The sequence below is a fragment of the Corynebacterium sp. ACRPO genome (assembly GCF_022347205.1).
Lineage (GTDB): Bacteria > Actinomycetota > Actinomycetes > Mycobacteriales > Mycobacteriaceae > Corynebacterium.
The window spans coordinates 49,962-65,950 of record NZ_JAKRNE010000008.1 but is presented as its reverse complement, the minus strand read 5'-3'; the positions used below and the strand labels follow the sequence as shown (position 1 = coordinate 65,950).

Annotated in this window: 13 protein-coding genes; 10 read left to right on the top strand and 3 right to left on the bottom strand. The window is 61.7% G+C overall.

Features of this window, described 5'->3' with window-relative positions; genetic code table 11:
• Positions 1 to 31 precede the first annotated feature (31 nt).
• From MHY22_RS07015 to MHY22_RS07005, 3 genes are all read left to right on the top strand, one after another.
• Complete coding sequence (locus MHY22_RS07015) at positions 32 to 1,864, top strand: long-chain fatty acid--CoA ligase (protein ID WP_239278685.1); 1,833 nt, start codon at positions 32 to 34, stop codon at positions 1,862 to 1,864.
• Positions 1,865 to 2,117: 253 nt separating this feature from the next.
• Complete coding sequence (locus tag MHY22_RS07010; protein WP_005324183.1) at positions 2,118 to 2,798, top strand: hypothetical protein; 681 nt, start codon at positions 2,118 to 2,120, stop codon at positions 2,796 to 2,798.
• A 343-nt stretch (positions 2,799 to 3,141) separates the two neighbouring features.
• Positions 3,142 to 4,950, top strand: coding sequence for a hypothetical protein (locus MHY22_RS07005; protein ID WP_239278684.1), 1,809 nt, complete (start codon positions 3,142 to 3,144; stop codon positions 4,948 to 4,950).
• A 225-nt stretch (positions 4,951 to 5,175) separates the two neighbouring features.
• On the opposite strand, the gene MHY22_RS07000 is transcribed toward MHY22_RS07005, so the two are convergent.
• From MHY22_RS07000 to MHY22_RS06990, 3 genes are all read right to left on the bottom strand, one after another.
• Positions 5,176 to 6,048, bottom strand: coding sequence for a hypothetical protein (locus MHY22_RS07000; RefSeq protein ID WP_239278683.1), 873 nt, complete (start codon positions 6,046 to 6,048; stop codon positions 5,176 to 5,178).
• Between the two features lie 233 nt (positions 6,049 to 6,281).
• Positions 6,282 to 7,340, bottom strand: coding sequence for a CNNM domain-containing protein (locus tag MHY22_RS06995; protein WP_239278682.1), 1,059 nt, complete (start codon positions 7,338 to 7,340; stop codon positions 6,282 to 6,284).
• On the bottom strand, positions 7,340 to 8,737 hold the full coding sequence (locus MHY22_RS06990) for a hemolysin family protein (RefSeq protein WP_239278681.1): 1,398 nt from the start codon (positions 8,735 to 8,737) through the stop codon (positions 7,340 to 7,342). The genes MHY22_RS06995 and MHY22_RS06990 overlap by 1 nt, the downstream gene beginning before the upstream one ends.
• A gap of 147 nt (positions 8,738 to 8,884) precedes the next feature.
• On the opposite strand from MHY22_RS06990, the gene hemW reads away from it, so the two are divergent.
• From hemW to pdxY, 7 genes are all read left to right on the top strand, one after another.
• Positions 8,885 to 10,024: a radical SAM family heme chaperone HemW gene (hemW, locus tag MHY22_RS06985; protein WP_239278680.1), complete on the top strand. Its 1,140-nt coding sequence runs from the start codon at positions 8,885 to 8,887 to the stop codon at positions 10,022 to 10,024.
• Between the two features lie 397 nt (positions 10,025 to 10,421).
• Positions 10,422 to 11,471, top strand: a complete 1,050-nt coding sequence (hrcA, locus tag MHY22_RS06980) for a heat-inducible transcriptional repressor HrcA (RefSeq protein ID WP_023020999.1) — start codon at positions 10,422 to 10,424, stop codon at positions 11,469 to 11,471.
• A gap of 69 nt (positions 11,472 to 11,540) precedes the next feature.
• Positions 11,541 to 12,692, top strand: coding sequence for a molecular chaperone DnaJ (dnaJ, locus tag MHY22_RS06975; RefSeq protein WP_239278679.1), 1,152 nt, complete (start codon positions 11,541 to 11,543; stop codon positions 12,690 to 12,692).
• Positions 12,692 to 13,450, top strand: coding sequence for a 16S rRNA (uracil(1498)-N(3))-methyltransferase (locus MHY22_RS06970; RefSeq protein WP_023021001.1), 759 nt, complete (start codon positions 12,692 to 12,694; stop codon positions 13,448 to 13,450). The genes dnaJ and MHY22_RS06970 overlap by 1 nt, the downstream gene beginning before the upstream one ends.
• A 23-nt stretch (positions 13,451 to 13,473) precedes the next feature.
• Positions 13,474 to 14,454 (top strand): PhoH family protein, encoded by a 981-nt coding sequence (locus MHY22_RS06965; protein WP_040425220.1) that lies wholly within the window; start codon positions 13,474 to 13,476, stop codon positions 14,452 to 14,454.
• Complete coding sequence (ybeY, locus tag MHY22_RS06960) at positions 14,451 to 15,068, top strand: rRNA maturation RNase YbeY (RefSeq protein WP_005326445.1); 618 nt, start codon at positions 14,451 to 14,453, stop codon at positions 15,066 to 15,068. Before MHY22_RS06965 ends, ybeY begins: the two co-directional genes overlap by 4 nt.
• A 52-nt stretch (positions 15,069 to 15,120) precedes the next feature.
• Complete coding sequence (gene pdxY / locus MHY22_RS06955) at positions 15,121 to 15,969, top strand: pyridoxal kinase PdxY (protein WP_005324206.1); 849 nt, start codon at positions 15,121 to 15,123, stop codon at positions 15,967 to 15,969.
• Positions 15,970 to 15,989: the final 20 nt, after the last annotated feature.

Here is a 15,989-nt window from a genome sequence, read left to right as displayed (position 1 = left end):
ATTAATAATTAGCTGTTCGAAAGGACACCGCGTGACCCTGCAAGAAGTGCATACCCCGGCGCAATTTACTATCGAGCCTGGCGAAACCTGCCTGACCGCCCTGATGGACACCGCGAAGAAGCGCCCTCACGGCGTCATGTTTACCCGCCCGGCTAACTATGAGTGGGTCAATGTCACGGGCAAAGAATTCATCGATGAGGTCTTTGAAGTAGCCCAGGGACTTATCGCCCTGGGTGTGCAGCAGGGGGATCGCGTCGCCCTTATCTCTGCCACCCGCTATGAGTGGTCCCTGCTGGACTTCGCCATCTGGGCCGCCGGTGCCGCCTCCGTGCCGGTCTACCCGTCCTCTTCTGCCTCCCAGGTGCGTTGGATCATTGAGGACTCCGGCGCCGTGCTCGCCATTACGGAAACCCGCGAGCACTCCGAGCTGGTAGAAAACCTGGTGCTGCAAGAAGACGGCGAGCCCAATCTCAAGGGCTCCCCATCGCAGCTGCGCCGCGTGCTGGAAATTAACTCTTCTGCCATCGATACCTTGAAGTTCGAGGGCCGCGGCGTGGCCGCCGACGAGGTATACGCCCGCATCAAGGCCACCTCCACCGATGACCTGGCCTCCCTGGTGTATACCTCGGGCACCACCGGCCGCCCCAAGGGCTGCATCCTGACCCACCGCAACTGGCTGGCCCAGACCCGTGGCCTGTGCACCAACCCGATTGGCATCTTCGCCGTGCCGGGTAGCCACACCCTGACCTTCCTGCCGCTGGCCCACGTCTTTGCTCGCGCGGTATCCATTGCGGTGGCCATGCGTGGTGCCTCCCAGAATCACTGGTCGGACTTTTCCACCATCTCCATCGAATTTGCCCGCTCCCGTCCCAACGTCATTCTGGGCGTGCCGCGCGTCTTTGAAAAGGTGCGCAACTCTGCTGCCGCAAAGGTGGCCGATTCCGGTATCAAGACCTTGCTTTTTGAGCAGTCCGAGAAGGTAGCCATCGAGTACTCCAAGGCTTTGGATAAGCCGGAGGGCCCGGACCGCTTCCTCAAGGCCAAGCACAAGGTTTTTGACAAGCTGGTCTACTCCACCATCCGCAAAGGCGTGGGCGGCAACGTGAACTACTGCATTACCGGTGGCTCGGCCATGGGCCATGACCTGCTGCACTGGTACCGCGGTATCGGCATCCCGGTCTATGAGGGCTATGGCCTGACCGAGGTCGCCGCCGCGGCCGCGGTGGACTTTGTGGATCAGTCCATCGGTACCGTTGGCCCGCCGATGGGTGGCGTGACCTTCCGCATCAACGATGAAGGCGAAATCTGCATCAAGGGCGATATCGTCTTCCATGGTTACTGGAATAATCCGGAAGCCACGGCCGAGGCCCTCGAGGATGGCTGGTACAACACCGGCGACCTGGGTGAGATTGATGAGGACGGCAAGCTCGTTATCACTGGCCGCAAGAAGGACCTCATTGTCACGGCCGGCGGCAAAAATGTCTCGCCCGGCCCGATGGAGGATATCCTGCGCGGGCACCCGCTTATCTCCCAGGCCATGGTGGTTGGCGATGGCAAGCCCTTCGTTGGCGTGCTGCTGACCCTGGATCCGGACATTTTGAAGCGCTGGAAGCTGGACCACAACATTCCGGAGAATCGCTCCATGCGCGAGCTGGCTACCGATCCGACCCTGCGCGCGGAGCTGCAGGACGCCATCAACCAGGTTAATTCCACCGTCTCCCATGCGGAGGGCATCAAGAAGTTCTACATCCTCGAATCTGACCTTACCGAGGAAGAAAATGAGCTGACCCCCACCATGAAGGTTAAGCGCAACGTGGTAGCGCAGCGCTATGCTGCGGCCATCGAGCACCTGTACAAGCGCTAGGCTGCGCGACGGGTACACCCGAGGGAATTCCCTCGGGTGTTTCTTTTTGCCCTGCTTGCCGACGCCCCCTTCTGCAGCTCACCCCACCATCCTCGCTTCAGTGCGGGCGAACCTGCCATAAACCTGTGAATGGCTTCGGAGTGTCGCGCGCTCGTGGCGGTGGATCTCGCATAAAGTCGTGAGGCGTTACAGCAAACCTCAACCTCTACTAGAGGTTAGAAATGGGACCGTGGAAGGGAGTGGCTCGAAGCCAATGCACAAAATCGCCGCCGAGCTGCGCCACCGCGAGCTTACGCAAGAGATTTACAATATCGGCGACGAAGTCGCAGAATATCTCGAGCACCTCATTGAAGCCATCGAGGATTGGGACGAAGAGCTGTGCATGGATTGCCTAGCTGAGCTGGGCGATATTGTCGAAGACGCTCGCGTTGACTCCGGCCGTTGTGTAGGCGAGCTGATGGGCCTGCGCCAAGCCCTGGTCTCCGGTGTGCGCTCCGGTACTATTTCCGCCGCTTCTTCCGGCGTGAATGACGTGGAAGAGCCGGAACAACTTACCCCGCGCCTATTGGATGAGCGATTCCCCATCTCCAAGCCCATCGTGGTGCACGAGCTGGCCGAGTCCCTGCGCTCTCGCACCCAGGCCGTGGCGGATTACCTCCGCGAGGTAGTCGAGTACGTGCTTGCACAAACCGACGCCGTGGCCCGCAACCTCGACATGGTCTCGCTGCCGCACTTGTACAAGCGCACCGGCGAGTCCGCCCTCATTGCGGTCCAAGCGTGGAAGCACACGGTGCTTGATACCCACCCGGCCTATGTCCGCACGATGCGCGGGCATAACCCACCACAGTTCTTGGAAGAGCGCGCCCGCGTTGCCGCGGTGGTGGAAAAGGTCCGCGCTAAGCGCGAGGCGGCCCGCCGGGCTACAACTGCATAAATCACATAGACTTCCTTGTTTCACGCAAGGGGATGTTCACGGCCACCGAGATTCCCTCTCTCGGTGGCCGTTGAAGTTTTCTGCGCTAGAGAGCTCCAATTCGGGGAGGCACTTAGGGAAATTTTAGGTTAACGGCCGTCCTGTATAATTTCTGTTATGCCTGTTCAGTGGATTGGGTACTGTGTCCAGCGATATTGTTACTGAGTTAACCTTAAAATTTAAGTAGAAAACACTCTCAACGCGCTGTAGGGTATTCCCCGTCCATGCGAACGCCGTGACCCAGCACCATCCGCACGCGGCGCGCGCAATGTCATTTTTAACCACATCTACAGGGAGTTAATCCATGGGCGCACGCCGAACTTCTCGCCTCATTGCCAGCGCAGTGGCTGTAGCCACCTTCTCTTCCATTACCGTCGTACCCAGCGCCGTCGCCGCCGACGACACCACCTTCGTCGAGGAAAAGACCACCGACGATACCGTTAGCCTCAACGGCATCGAATTCGATGAAGACGGCAACCTGCTGGAGGAAAACAACGCCGGCGATAAGGCGATGGAAGAACTCGATGCGGAAGAAGACGCCGCCGAGTCCATCACCCCGTACGCCGTAGACGGCGCGGAGGAGACCGTCGAAGCTCCGGCTTCTGAGGAGTCTGCAAAGCCGACCACCCTCGAGGAACTTGCACAGACCGAGGCCTCCAACGGCGACGTCAATGTCAAGGTGGTCAAGGATGAGAAGAAGGACAAGCTTGTCTGTGAGGTAACTGATGCCCCTGACAAGGAAGGCAACATGCTCGACCTCAAGCTTGCGCTGGCTAAGGCCTTCTACGATGGCGGCGAAAAGATCCTCAAGACCGTCTGGGAGATCATCCCGGTTGTCGGCGACCTCGTTCCGGCTGATTTCATCGATAAGATTTCCGGTAAGACCTGGGACGGCATTGCCAAGCTGGTCAAGGAAGGCGAGAAGGACAAGACCGTTACCTGGGATCTCTCCCGCGCCCAGGGTATGGCCATCGGCCGTATCGATAACGCCGATGCCGACGTTGATATGAACAACCCGGATGGTGCTAAGAAGACCGTCTCCGGCCTGCTTAAGTTCGCCGACGGCGCCTTTGGCAAGGGCACCAAGGTTATCTTGAAGCTCTTTAATGCAGCCGTTACCATCGCCGGCCTGGTTCCAGGTGCGAGCGTCGCCGGCGACCTGAAGCTGAGCAAGGACCAGCAGAAGAGCATCGAAGACTCCCTGAATAACATCTCCACCGCAGCTTCCGATCTCGCGGCCGTCAACGCCCCAGCCGGCCAGCTGTGCTCCGATATGCTCAACGGCAAGAAGACCAAGGACCAGCCTGCCGAGGAGAGCCCTTCCGAGGAGCCTTCTTCTGAGGAGACCACTTCCGAGGCTCCGGCTTCTGAGGATGCTACCTCTGAGGAGACCACCCCGTCCGAGTCCGCAGAAGAGACCTCCGCCGAGGAGACCTCCGCTGAAGAAACGGCCACCGAAGAGCCGACCTCCGCAGAAGAAACTTCCGCTGAAGAGCCGACCTCCGCTGAAGAAACGGCCACCGAAGAGCCGACCTCCGCAGAAGAAACTTCCGCTGAAGAGCCGACCTCTGAGGAATCCACCGAACCTTCCACTACCGAAGCTGCGGTTGTTCCGGGCAAAGACGGCCAGGACGGTAAGGACGGCCAGGATGGCGTAGACGGTAAGGATGGCCAGGATGGCCGCGACGGTCGCGATGGCCGTGACGGTCGTGACGGTAAGGATGGCGAGAACGGCCGCGATGGACGCGATGGTCGCGACGGCGAAGATGGCCAAGACGGTAAGGACGGCCGCGACGGCGAAGATGGCCGAGACGGACGTGATGGCCGAGACGGTCGCGACGGCGAAGATGGCCAAGACGGTAAGGACGGCCGCGACGGCGAAGATGGCCGAGACGGACGTGATGGCCGAGACGGTCGCGACGGACGTGACGGCCGCGATGGCATCAACGGTAAGGACGGCAAGGACGCAGACATGTCTTCCGTCGCAGGGTTCTCCTTCCTGGCTGCGCTCGTAGGCGGCGGCACGGTGCTGGGCATCCTGTCCACCATTGACTACCTCTACACCCACGGCATGCTGCCGAAGAACAGCGTCCCATGGCGCATCAACCAGTAAGACCTTCCTGTTGAGGCATTAGCTGGAAGTAGTAGAGCCTCCGCGAGCATGCGCTCGCGGAGGCTTTTTCTTATTGCGGGCGAAGTCTCGGTGGGTTCTCTTGCAAGGCATTCGCCATTACCCGCCCTTCGCGCTCACCGGCGCAGCCGACTCCGCGGCGAAAGCACCGCTGGTGAGCGCGAAGGGCGGCGGGGCAGGGGAAGGCGGGAGGCAGGAAGCGGGGACTTAGGCAGAACGGGCGGTCTTTTGTCTGGCGGAGATGGTGGAAATGAGGTCGGTCAGGAAGCGAGTGGGGTGGTCGATGAGCTGCCGCGGGGTGTAGCAGAGGACGGTGAAGCCGGCCTCGCGCAGACGTCGGTGGCGCTCACGCTGCTGGGGAAGTGCCTTCGCGGGGATGATGTCGATGAGGTAGGCGCTGTTGATGCCTAGGGCGGTTGTGATGCCGGGCAGCGCGGTGAACGGCGCCTCGAAGAACATGGGCCAGGGGAAATCGGCCTCAATGATAAGGGCGCGGGCGAAAGACTCGTAGGGAGAGCGGGAAAGGGAAGAGGCGTGGTGGATTACGGCGCGGACGATGCGGCTATTGCGCACCCGGCCCATGCGGGCAAACTCTTTCTTGAGGTCTTCTCGGCTGAGGCCGGAGCGCAAAGCTGAGTCGGCGGCGATGAGGCCGTCGGTGAAGCCGTGGTAGCGGGCGACGTCGATAACCGCGCGGGCCTTGGAAACGCAGCGGGTGCCGTCCACGAGGACGGGCTCGGGAAGGGAAGCCTTGCGGTAGATGCGCTCGGGATTGCGGCGGTCCTTGTGGGGAAGCGTATTGGTGGGAAGGGCCATTTCAATCTTTTCCTCGGCCGTGGCGATGACCCACAGTCCGTGCACGCGGGCGGCGGACTTGGAGATGAGTACCGCGGTATAGGCGCTGCGGGCGGCGGCGATGGCGCGCAGGCGCAGCTGGGAGGGGAAGTCGAGGCAATGGTAGTGATCGCGCTGGACTGCGATGCGTGGTGCGAGCTTGAGGTAGGTGCCGTTTTTCAGGTCGGTCCAAAAGGTGGGGTGGTTGGTGCGGATGGAGTCGATATTGGTCAGTGGTGGTGTCATGCCTCCTAGAAAAGGGCACACCGTCGGCCGGCGCGAGGAAATGCCGGCCGGGGCTGTGGATAACGAGGCGGCCGTGAAGGCAGAGTGAGCGAAGTGGCGGCTGGGAAAGTCGCGGACGCAGTTATCCACAGGCCGGGAAATAGCCCTTGCGCGCGGGTGCGAAAACGGCAAAGCCCGCGCCGGCCACAATGAAGCGGGCACGGGCGCGGGCGCGGGCGAGGACGCGACAGGAACTAGACGGCTGGGGGAGGGGTGACCTTATCTAGCTGCTCGGTAATCTGCGGCCATAGCTGGCCCATGATGTCGTCCCAGGTAAGAATCCACACGGCGTTGTCCTTATCGGCCTTGCCCACCATGACAAGCTGCTCGTTGCGAGCGCGCATGTGGTCCAGAGTCTTTTGCACGGTAGTGGAAGAAGACACGGACAGGGCGGGGCGGGAGAACTCGAGAACCGGGGTCTCTGGTTCTGCCAGCAAGGTATCGCGCACGTGGACCACGCGGGGGACGCGGGAGTCCTTAGGGAAGACCAGCACGCGCATGATGTTCTTGCGTACGACGAGGTCTTGGAGGTCCTCCACGGTGGCGTCGGAAGGCAGGGGCACTACCTCAGAGCCGTGCTCGCGAGCCATGGCGCCAACGGTGGAGTTTTCCAACTCGATGACATCAGAAATCTGGTTGGCAGACTCATCATCCAAAGCGCCGGTCTCGCGGGAGTGCTCGACCAAGGTGCGCAGGGTTTCGGCGTCGTAGCCGGCTGCGCCGGCGCGGTCGACGGGCTCTTCGCCGGCCATGGAGACCATTTTGTTGGCCATGACGTTGATCCACTTCAGCAGCGGGCGGAAGATCCACACGAAGCCGCGTGCGGGGACCGCGATGAACTGCAGGGCGGTCTCCGGGTGAGTAATAGCCCAAGACTTCGGTGCCATCTCACCCAGCACGAGGTGGAGGAAGGTGACGATGAAGAGGGCGAGGAGGAAGCTGACGACGTCGGCAATGCCCAGCGGCAGGCCCGCGGCCTCCAGCGGTGCCATGAGCAGGTGGTGCACCCACGGCTTGGTCACAGCACCGAGCACAAAGGTGGCGGCGGTAATGCCCAGCTGCGCGCCGGCGAGCATGATGGTCAGCTCATTGAGCGAGCGCAGACCAGCACGCGCGGTGCGGGAGTTTTCCGCATCCTCTTCCAAACGGTTGCGGCGAGCGCCCATCAAGGAGAACTCGATAATCACAAAGAAGCCGGAAGCGGCGATGATAAGCAGGGTAACGAGGAGGTTAAACCACCAAGATTCGGTCATTATGCATCCTCCTTCTTAGCGGCATCATCATCGGAGTGGTCGGAGTAATCCTCCACCAGCTCGATGGCAAGCACGGACGGCACGTGGCGGTCCACCTCTTGCACACGCAGGCGGAGGGAGCGAACGGGGGCCTCATCGTGGTCCACCCAGTCCTCGGGCTCGGCCTCGAGCTGGATGGTGTGTTCCTCGCCTACCTCAGGCAGCGCACCGGAGTGCGCAATGACGAGGCCGGCGACGGTCTCAAAGTCGCCCTCAGGCAGGTCGTGGCCGATGGCGCGCTCGATCTCATCAATCGGCGTATCGCCGTCGACCAACCAGTGGGAATCGTCCTGCTCGGTGATTTCCTCGGTTTCTTCGATATCGTGCTCATCGGTGACATCGCCCAAGATTTCCTCGGCCAAGTCCTCCATGGTCACGATTCCCACGAAGCCGCCGTATTCATCGATAACGCACGCCATCTTCTGGTCGCTATCGCGCAGCTCTTCCACCACATCCGGCAGCGGCATCAGCTCAGGGACCACGACGGCCTCCTGCATGATGCTGGTGGCCTTGGTGGCGGCGGGCAGGTTGCTTCCCAGGACGTCGATAAGATGCACCACGCCGACTGGATTGTGCTCATCGTCGATGACGGGGTAGCGCGTGTGGTCGGTAGACATCATCTCACGGACCTCACCAAGGGTGGTTTCCGGGTCAATGACGTCCACACGGGAGCGCGGGATCATGGCGTGCTCGACATCATGCTCGGGAAAGTCCAGCAGGCGGTCGAGCACCATGTAGGTATTTTCATCCAGATCGCCGGCCTCGTGGGAGGAATCCACGATGGATTCCAGGTCATCGGCGGTGGCAGAGGAATCGACGTCTTCTACCGGTTCGATGCCAAAGAGCTTGAGGATGGCATTGGAGGAGTACTCGAAGAAGTGGATGAGCCAGCCGAAAATCCGCAGGTAAAGCTGCGTGGAGGCGGCCAGCCAGCGCGCCGTCTTCATCGGTGCGGCGATGGTGTAGTTCTTGGGGAAGAGCTCCGCAAACAGCATCGTCGCAATCGTGGAGATGAAAAGTGCCGCGATGGTACCAACGGTGACTGATACCGCGGAGGGAACACCGACGCCGCCAAGCAAGATACCCAGGCCTTGGCCCACGAGCGGCTCGGCCACATAGCCGATGAGCAGGCCGGTAATCGTAATACCGAGCTGCGCGCCGGAGAGCATAAAGGAGGTCTGCTGAGTAATAGCCAGCGCGCGTTGTGCTGTCTTATCCCCCTCAGCAGCCTGGGTCCGCAGCTGCGTGCGGTCCACGGACATATAGGAAAACTCTTGGGCCACGAAGTATGCGTTCGCGACGATGATGAGGCCAATGACTACAAAGCCGGCCAGGATCATCAAGATAGCCGATAACATGATTTACTCCCCACCGCCTAGAAGGAGGTAGGGACATCGACTCGGAGGTTCCACTGAGGGTGCCTTTCTACTTGGGAAGATGGAAACATACTACATTCTTAACCCTGTTTTCGGCCATTTTGTTCCTGCCCTATTAGGGTTTTATCCATGACTGAACCCTTCGGGCTGTATATCCACGTTCCTTTTTGCGCCACTCGCTGTGGGTATTGCGATTTCAATACCTATACCCCAGGCGAGCTTGGCAGCCCGCGCGATCTCACCGGCCCCTACCTGGATGCCTTGGACCGCGAGCTGGAGTTGGCGGCCGCGCGCGTGGGCCGCCCGGCCGAGACTGTCTTCATTGGCGGCGGCACGCCCTCGCTGCTGGGAGGGCAGGGCCTGAGCCGCATCCTGAACACCGTCCGTTCGACCTTTGGCCTGAAACCAGGGGCGGAGGTCACCACCGAATCCAACCCGGAGTCCACCTCGCCGGAGTATTTTGCCCAGCTTGCCGACGCCGGCTATACCCGCATCAGCCTCGGCATGCAGTCCGCATCCCCGGGCGTTCTCCAAGTCCTCGAACGCGCCCACACCCCCGGCCGTGCCTTTGCCGCCGCCCGCGAGGCCCGCGCCGCCGGCTTCGAGCATGTCAACCTCGACATGATCTATGGCACTCCCACCGAAACGGATGACAACGTGCGCGAGACGCTCGACCGAGTGCTAGAAACCGGCGTGGACCACGTCAGTGCTTATTCGCTCATCGTAGAAGACGGCACGCGCATGGCGCGCAAAGTCAATAAAGGTATCCTGCCCGCCCCCGATGAGGACGTGCTGGCACGGCGCTATGAGATGATTTCTACCACCCTCGAGGCAGAAGGATTCGAGTGGTACGAGGTCTCCAACTGGTCCAAGCCCGGCGGCGAGTGCGAGCACAACCGCATCTACTGGGTAGACGGCAATTGGTGGGGTGCAGGCCCAGGCGCCCACTCGCACTTGGGTAACGAGCGCTTCTTTAACGTCAAGCACCCCTCGCGCTATATAGACGCCCTCGGCCGCGACGAGCTGCCCATCAAAGAAACCGAAACGCTTACCGACGCCGACCGCCACATGGAGAAAATCATGCTCGGCCTGCGCCTGCGCGAGGGCATCCCGGAGGCCTGGCTTGATGCCCACGCTGCGCCCGCCCTCGAGCGCTTCATTGGCCGCGGTCTGCTCGAGCGCGCCGGCGATCGCGTACGCATCACCAAGCCCGGCCGTCTGCTGGCCGATGGCATCATCACCGATCTCCTCGTCGCCGAAGAAACCTAATCCTCGTTCCCAGATCTTTAGACTTAGTCCAGTAGAAACCAAACCAGTTAGTTTTGACTCAGTCGATGAGAAACCTGTTATTCCGCTATTTTCTTGTTAGTCTTTTGCCGTGACTGGTGAACTGGTTCCTAAGACGCAGGCTTCTTCCAAGCTCGCTGGGATCGAGCTACGCCAGCTGAAAGAGACTATCTCAGTGCCATGGCAGCCTTAGGCGATGGTTCAGCGGAAACGAAAGAAATCGGTGAACGTCTAGGGAAGGATAATAAAGCTCTTGGTCCGGTGCGGGCTAAGCTCATAAACAAAGGTCTCATTTATTCCCCTGAGCACGGTAAAGTCAGGTACACCGTCCCGAACTTTAAAGAATTTATCATTCGCCGAAGCGAATAGGAGCGCCATAGTGTCTACCTCAACCGATGCCCGCCGCAAGGAAGTCCTGCGCGCCATCGTGGCGGACTATATTGCCTCCCAAGAGCCCGTTGGCTCTAAATCGCTCTTGGAGCGCTACCAATTGGGAGTTTCCTCGGCCACCATCCGCAATGACATGGCCGTGCTCGAATCCCAGGGCCTTATCTCCCAGCAGCACGCCAGCTCCGGCCGCGTGCCCACCCAGCAGGGCTACCGCCACTTTGTGGACTCCCTCCACGAGGTCAAGCCGCTTTCGGCCCCGGAGCGCCGCGCCATGCTCAACTTCTTGGAAGGCGGCGTCGACTTGGAGGATGTGCTACGCCGCTCGGTGCAGCTACTGGCGCAGGTGACGAAGCAGGCGGCCGTCGTCCAGCTGCCTAATCTCAAGGTATCCCGCGTCAAACATTGCGAGGTCGTGGCGCTTTCCCCAGTGCGCCTGCTGCTGGTGCTTATCACCGATAACGGCCGCGTGGATCAGCGCAATGTGGAGCTCGATGAAATCATCGACCAGGACCAGACCTTCCGCCTGCGCGACATCGTCAATAGCGCGCTAGTGGGCAAGACGCTTAGCGACGCCTCCGTGGAGCTCGCCCACCTCGTCGACGACGCCCCCTTGGATATCCGACACCACGTCCTCAAGGTGGCCACCACCCTCATCGAGACCTTGGTGGAACAGCCCTCCGACCGGCTGATTATGGCCGGTGCTTCTAACCTGACGCGCGTGGCGCGCGAGTTTCCGGAAGGGTTGCCCAAGATTATTGAGGCACTAGAAGAGCAGGTCGTCGTCCTCAAGCTGCTTGCCCGCGTGCCCGATCTGGGCAACGTCTCCGTGGTCATCGGTGAGGAAAACGAGGAAGACCAGCTGCGCCAAGCCTCCGTGGTGGCCACGGGCTATGGCCTGGGCACCGGCGATGAGGTGGCCACACTCGGCGGCCTCGGCGTGGTGGGGCCTACCTTTATGGATTACTCGGGAACAATTTCTAAGGTCTCTGCCGTTGCACGGTATGTGAGCGAAATTTTGGCCGGCGAGCAGTGCGAGTAAACTGGCTGGCCGCGCATTATTTTTTCAAGTTAACCCCAACAAGACGAATTAGAAGGAATATCTCTTACAGTGGCTCGTGACTACTACGGCATCCTCGGTGTTGATAAAAACGCAACTGACCAGGAGATTAAGAAGGCCTACCGCAAAATGGCCCGCAAGTATCACCCGGATCTGAACCCGGATGATGACGCTGCCGCGGAAAAGTTCCGCGATGCCGCGCTGGCCCAGGAGGTCCTGCTGGATCCGCAAAAGCGCCAGATCGTGGACATGGGCGGCGACCCCATGGAGCAGGGTGGCGGCGGTGCCGGCGCCGGCGGCTTTGGCGGCTTCGGTGGCGGCGGCCTCGGCGATATCTTCGCCGAATTCTTCGGCGGCGGTGCCGGCGGTTCCCGCGGCCCGAAGTCCCGCGTCCAGCCGGGCAACGATGCCCTGCTGCGCACCCGCATCACCCTGGAAGAGGCCTACACCGGCCTGAAGAAGAAGGTCACCGTGGATACCGCGGTGCTGTGCGATAGCTGTGGCGGCACCGGCTCCGAGTCCAAGGCCAAGCCAGTTACCTGTGATAACTGCAATGGCATGGGTGAAATCCAGGAGATGCAGCGCAGCTTCCTGGGCAACGTCATGACCACCCGCCCGTGCCCGAAGTGCCAGGGCTTCGGCGAGGTCATTACCGATCCGTGCAACCACTGCGCCGGCGACGGCCGCGTGAAGAAGCGCCGCGATATCACCGTGAATATCCCGGCCGGCATTAATGACGGCATGCGCATCCGCATGGCCTCCCAGGGCGAGGTCGGCCACGGCGGTGGCCCGGCCGGCGACCTCTACGTCGAGGTCCACACGGAGGAGCACCCCGTCTTCCAGCGCAATGCCGATGATCTGAACCTCACCGTGCGCGTGCCGATGATTGACGCCGCCTTGGGCACCAACTTCACCATCGACCAGCTCAATGGCGAAGAGCTCACCATCGACATCGAGCCGGGCACCCAGCCGGGCGAGTCCATCAAGGTCGACGGCGCCGGCATGCCGCGCCTGCGCACCGATGGCTACGGCAACCTCTTTGCCCACGTGGACGTCGTTGTGCCGAAGGACCTGGACCGCAAGACCCGCGAGGCCCTGGAGAAGATCCGCAATTCCCGCGACGAAGGCGCGCGCGTGCGCACCACCGGCGACGGCCAAGAGGAATCCTTCTTCAGCCGCCTCCGCGATAAGTTCCGCCGCTAATGTCGCTGCCCGTCTTCATCCACCCGGATCTTTCCGCCGCGCGCACCGGCGAGGCTTTCAGCTTCTCCGGCCCGGAGGCCCGCCATGCCGTGACGGTCAAGCGCATGGGGGAGGGCGAGCGCCTCGAGCTTATCGACGGCACCGGTACCCGCCTTACCCTCACCATCACCGCTACCTCGGGCAAGGACTCCCTGGAGGGCACGGTCGACTCCATTGACACCGCGCCCGAGCCCACCCCGCGGGTGAGCGTGGTGCAGGCTATCCCGAAGTCCGAGCGCGCCGAGCTCGCGGTGGATCTTGCCACCCAAGCCGGCGCCGATGAGATCATCGCCTGGCAGGCGGATCGCTGCGTGGCTAAATGGGACGGTAAGAAGGCGCCGAAGGCGGTGGCCAAATGGCAGGCGGCCGCCGATTCCGCGGCCAAACAATCCCGCCGCGCCCGCATCCCGCAGGTGCGCGGCCCGCTGACCACCCCGCAGCTCGTTCAAGAGCTCACCGGTCGCCGCGACGGCGCTTCCTCCAACGCACCCACAGTGCTCGTATTGCACGAAGAGGCTACCGCCTCCATCAAAGACGTGCCGCTCACAGAGGACGTCGTCCTGCTCGTCGGCCCCGAGGGCGGCATTGGCGACGCCGAGCTCGATCGCCTCAAAGAAGCCGGTGCCACACCCATCAAGCTCGGCCCGGAAGTGCTGCGCACGGCGAGTGCGGCAATGGTGGCGCTTGCTGCAATCGGCATGCGCACCGAGCGTTGGTAGGCGGCGCTGGTAGCCTAAAGCACGTGCCTATCATCACGAAGAAATGTGAGCTAGATTCCGCCTACGTCAGCAGCGTGCTGGGTAGTGCGGACGATAACCTGCGCGTGCTCAATAACCGCCTGGATGCGGACCTTTTTGCCCGCGGCAATGTCGTTACCGTCACCGGTCCCGACTATGAGGTGGCCCGTGCCGCCAAGATCCTCGATGAGCTCGAGGCCATTGCCCGCCGCGGCCACGCCGTGTCCACCGATACGGTCAAGCACACCATGGACATGGTGGCCGTGGAGGCGCCGCAGTCGGTCTCTGCGGCGCTGGCGGCGGACATCGTTAAGCGCCGCGGCAAGGCCGTCCGCCCGAAGACGGTGGGCCAGTCTGAATACGTGCAGGCCATCGACGATAATACGGTGGTCTTTGGTATTGGACCGGCCGGTTCCGGCAAGACCTACCTGGCGGTGGCCAAGGCCGTGCAGGCCCTGCAGACCAAGCAGGTCTCGCGCATTATCCTCACCCGCCCGGCCGTGGAGGCAGGGGAGAAGCTCGGCTTCTTGCCGGGCACGCTCAATGACAAGATTGACCCGTACCTGCGCCCGCTGTACGACGCCCTGCGGGACATGCTCGACCCAGAAATGATTCCTAAGCTCATGGAAGCCGGCATCATCGAGGTCGCCCCGCTGGCCTATATGCGCGGCCGAACGCTCAATGATGCCTTTGTCATCCTTGACGAGGCCCAAAACACCACGCCCGCGCAGATGAAGATGTTCCTCACCCGCCTGGGCTTTGGCTCCAAAATTGTGGTCACCGGCGATATCTCGCAGGTAGACCTTCCGCATGGTCAGGTCTCTGGCCTGCGCATCGTGCGCCGCATCCTGCGCAACGTGGACGATATCCACTTTGCGGACTTGGGCTCTAAAGACGTGGTGCGCCACCAACTGGTCGGGCGCATCGTCAATGCCTATGAGACCTTTGATAATAAGAAAGCCGCAGAATACGAGGAAATGGAATGAGTATCGAGTTTCTCAATGAATCCGGCTTCGAAGGCGTCAACGAGGAGATGCTGATTGACGTCGCCTCTTATGCCTTCGGTGCGATGGACATCAACCCCGATGCCGAGTGCACCATCACCTGTGTGGATTTGAAGACCATCGAGGATCTGCACGTGCGCTGGATGGATCTGGAAGGCCCCACCGATGTCATGAGCTTCCCCATGGATGAGCTCACCCCTGGCGCCATCGCCGGTGGCGGCCGCCCCGATGCCGCCGACCCAGGCCCGGCCATGCTGGGCGATATCGTCCTGTGCCCCGAGTTCGCCCTGCGCCAGGCGGAGGCCGCCGGCCACTCCCTAGGTCACGAGCTGGCCCTGCTTACCGTCCATGGTTGCCTGCACCTGCTGGGCTATGACCACTCCACTCCGGCCGAGGAGAAGGAAATGTTCGGCCGCCAAAACGAACTGCTCGCGGATTGGTACGACGATGCAGCCGAGCGTGGCGTTTCCTATCAGCCCAAGCCTTCTGGCCCGAAGGCTTTTCCTGACGCCGCCGAGCGCGCCAACCTGGACAAGCAGGTTCCCGGTGGCGGAATCCCTGCGGTGGGCGAGCCACAAGATCGCCCGGAGGAATAATTTTTGTCTTTTCCTTGGTGAGCGCGCGGGCAGCGTAGCACAATGGGTAGCTATGACTATCCTTTCCATCCAGTCCCACGTCACCTACGGCCACGTTGGCAACTCCGCGGCCGTCTTTCCCCTGCAGCGCGCCGGCCATGAGGTATGGCCGGTCCACACGGTGAATTTCTCCAACCACACCGGCTACGGCGACTGGGGCGGACCGATGATTCCAGCCAGCGACGTCACCTCCATCATCGACGGCATTGAGAAGCGCGGCGCCTTCCCGCAGATCGACGCCATCCTTTCGGGCTACCAGGGCGGCGCCGACATTGCCGACGCCATCGTGGAAACCGTCCGCCGCATCAAGGCTGCCAACCCCAAGGCCCTCTACGCCTGCGACCCTGTAATGGGCAATGCCAAGTCCGGCTGCTTCGTCTCCGATGAGATCCCGCCGCTTTTGCGCGACCGCGTCGTGCCCGTCGCCGATATCATCACCCCCAACCAGTTTGAGCTGGGCTACCTCACCGATTCCGAGGTCGGCACACTTGATCAGACCCTCGCCGCAGTAAAGAAGGCGCAGGAAATCGGCCCAAAGACCGTGCTGGTGACCTCCGTTAAGCGCCCCGAGACTGCCGACGACCAGATTGAGATGCTTGCCGTCGACGGCGACCGCGCCTTCCTCGTATCCACGCCGCTGCTGCCGTTCAAGCGCAACGGCTCCGGCGACGTAACCGCCGCCCTGTTTACCGGCCACTACACCGAGACCAGCGACGTCAAGGAGTCCCTGCGCCGCACCGCCTCTTCCGTGTATGACCTGCTAGAAAACACCTACGAGGCTGAGACCTCCGAGCTCCAGCTCATCCAGTCCCAGGACGTCTTTGCGCACCCGCGCATGCAATTCAGCGCCGAGGAGCTCTAAACCCTGCGCGGCCCCCGTTC

What these genes read in the sequence shown, in the direction of transcription:
- MHY22_RS07010 (WP_005324183.1), top strand. Translation starts at nt 2,118, where the DNA reads ATGCACAAAATCGCCGCCGAGCTGCGCCACCGCGAGCTTACGCAAGAG.
- MHY22_RS07005 (WP_239278684.1), top strand. Translation starts at nt 3,142, where the DNA reads ATGGGCGCACGCCGAACTTCTCGCCTCATTGCCAGCGCAGTGGCTGTA.
- MHY22_RS07000 (WP_239278683.1), bottom strand. Translation starts at nt 6,048, where the DNA reads ATGACACCACCACTGACCAATATCGACTCCATCCGCACCAACCACCCC.
- MHY22_RS06995 (WP_239278682.1), bottom strand. Translation starts at nt 7,340, where the DNA reads ATGACCGAATCTTGGTGGTTTAACCTCCTCGTTACCCTGCTTATCATC.
- MHY22_RS06990 (WP_239278681.1), bottom strand. Translation starts at nt 8,737, where the DNA reads ATGTTATCGGCTATCTTGATGATCCTGGCCGGCTTTGTAGTCATTGGC.
- hemW (WP_239278680.1), top strand. Translation starts at nt 8,885, where the DNA reads ATGACTGAACCCTTCGGGCTGTATATCCACGTTCCTTTTTGCGCCACT.
- MHY22_RS06970 (WP_023021001.1), top strand. Translation starts at nt 12,692, where the DNA reads ATGTCGCTGCCCGTCTTCATCCACCCGGATCTTTCCGCCGCGCGCACC.
- ybeY (WP_005326445.1), top strand. Translation starts at nt 14,451, where the DNA reads ATGAGTATCGAGTTTCTCAATGAATCCGGCTTCGAAGGCGTCAACGAG.
- pdxY (WP_005324206.1), top strand. Translation starts at nt 15,121, where the DNA reads ATGACTATCCTTTCCATCCAGTCCCACGTCACCTACGGCCACGTTGGC.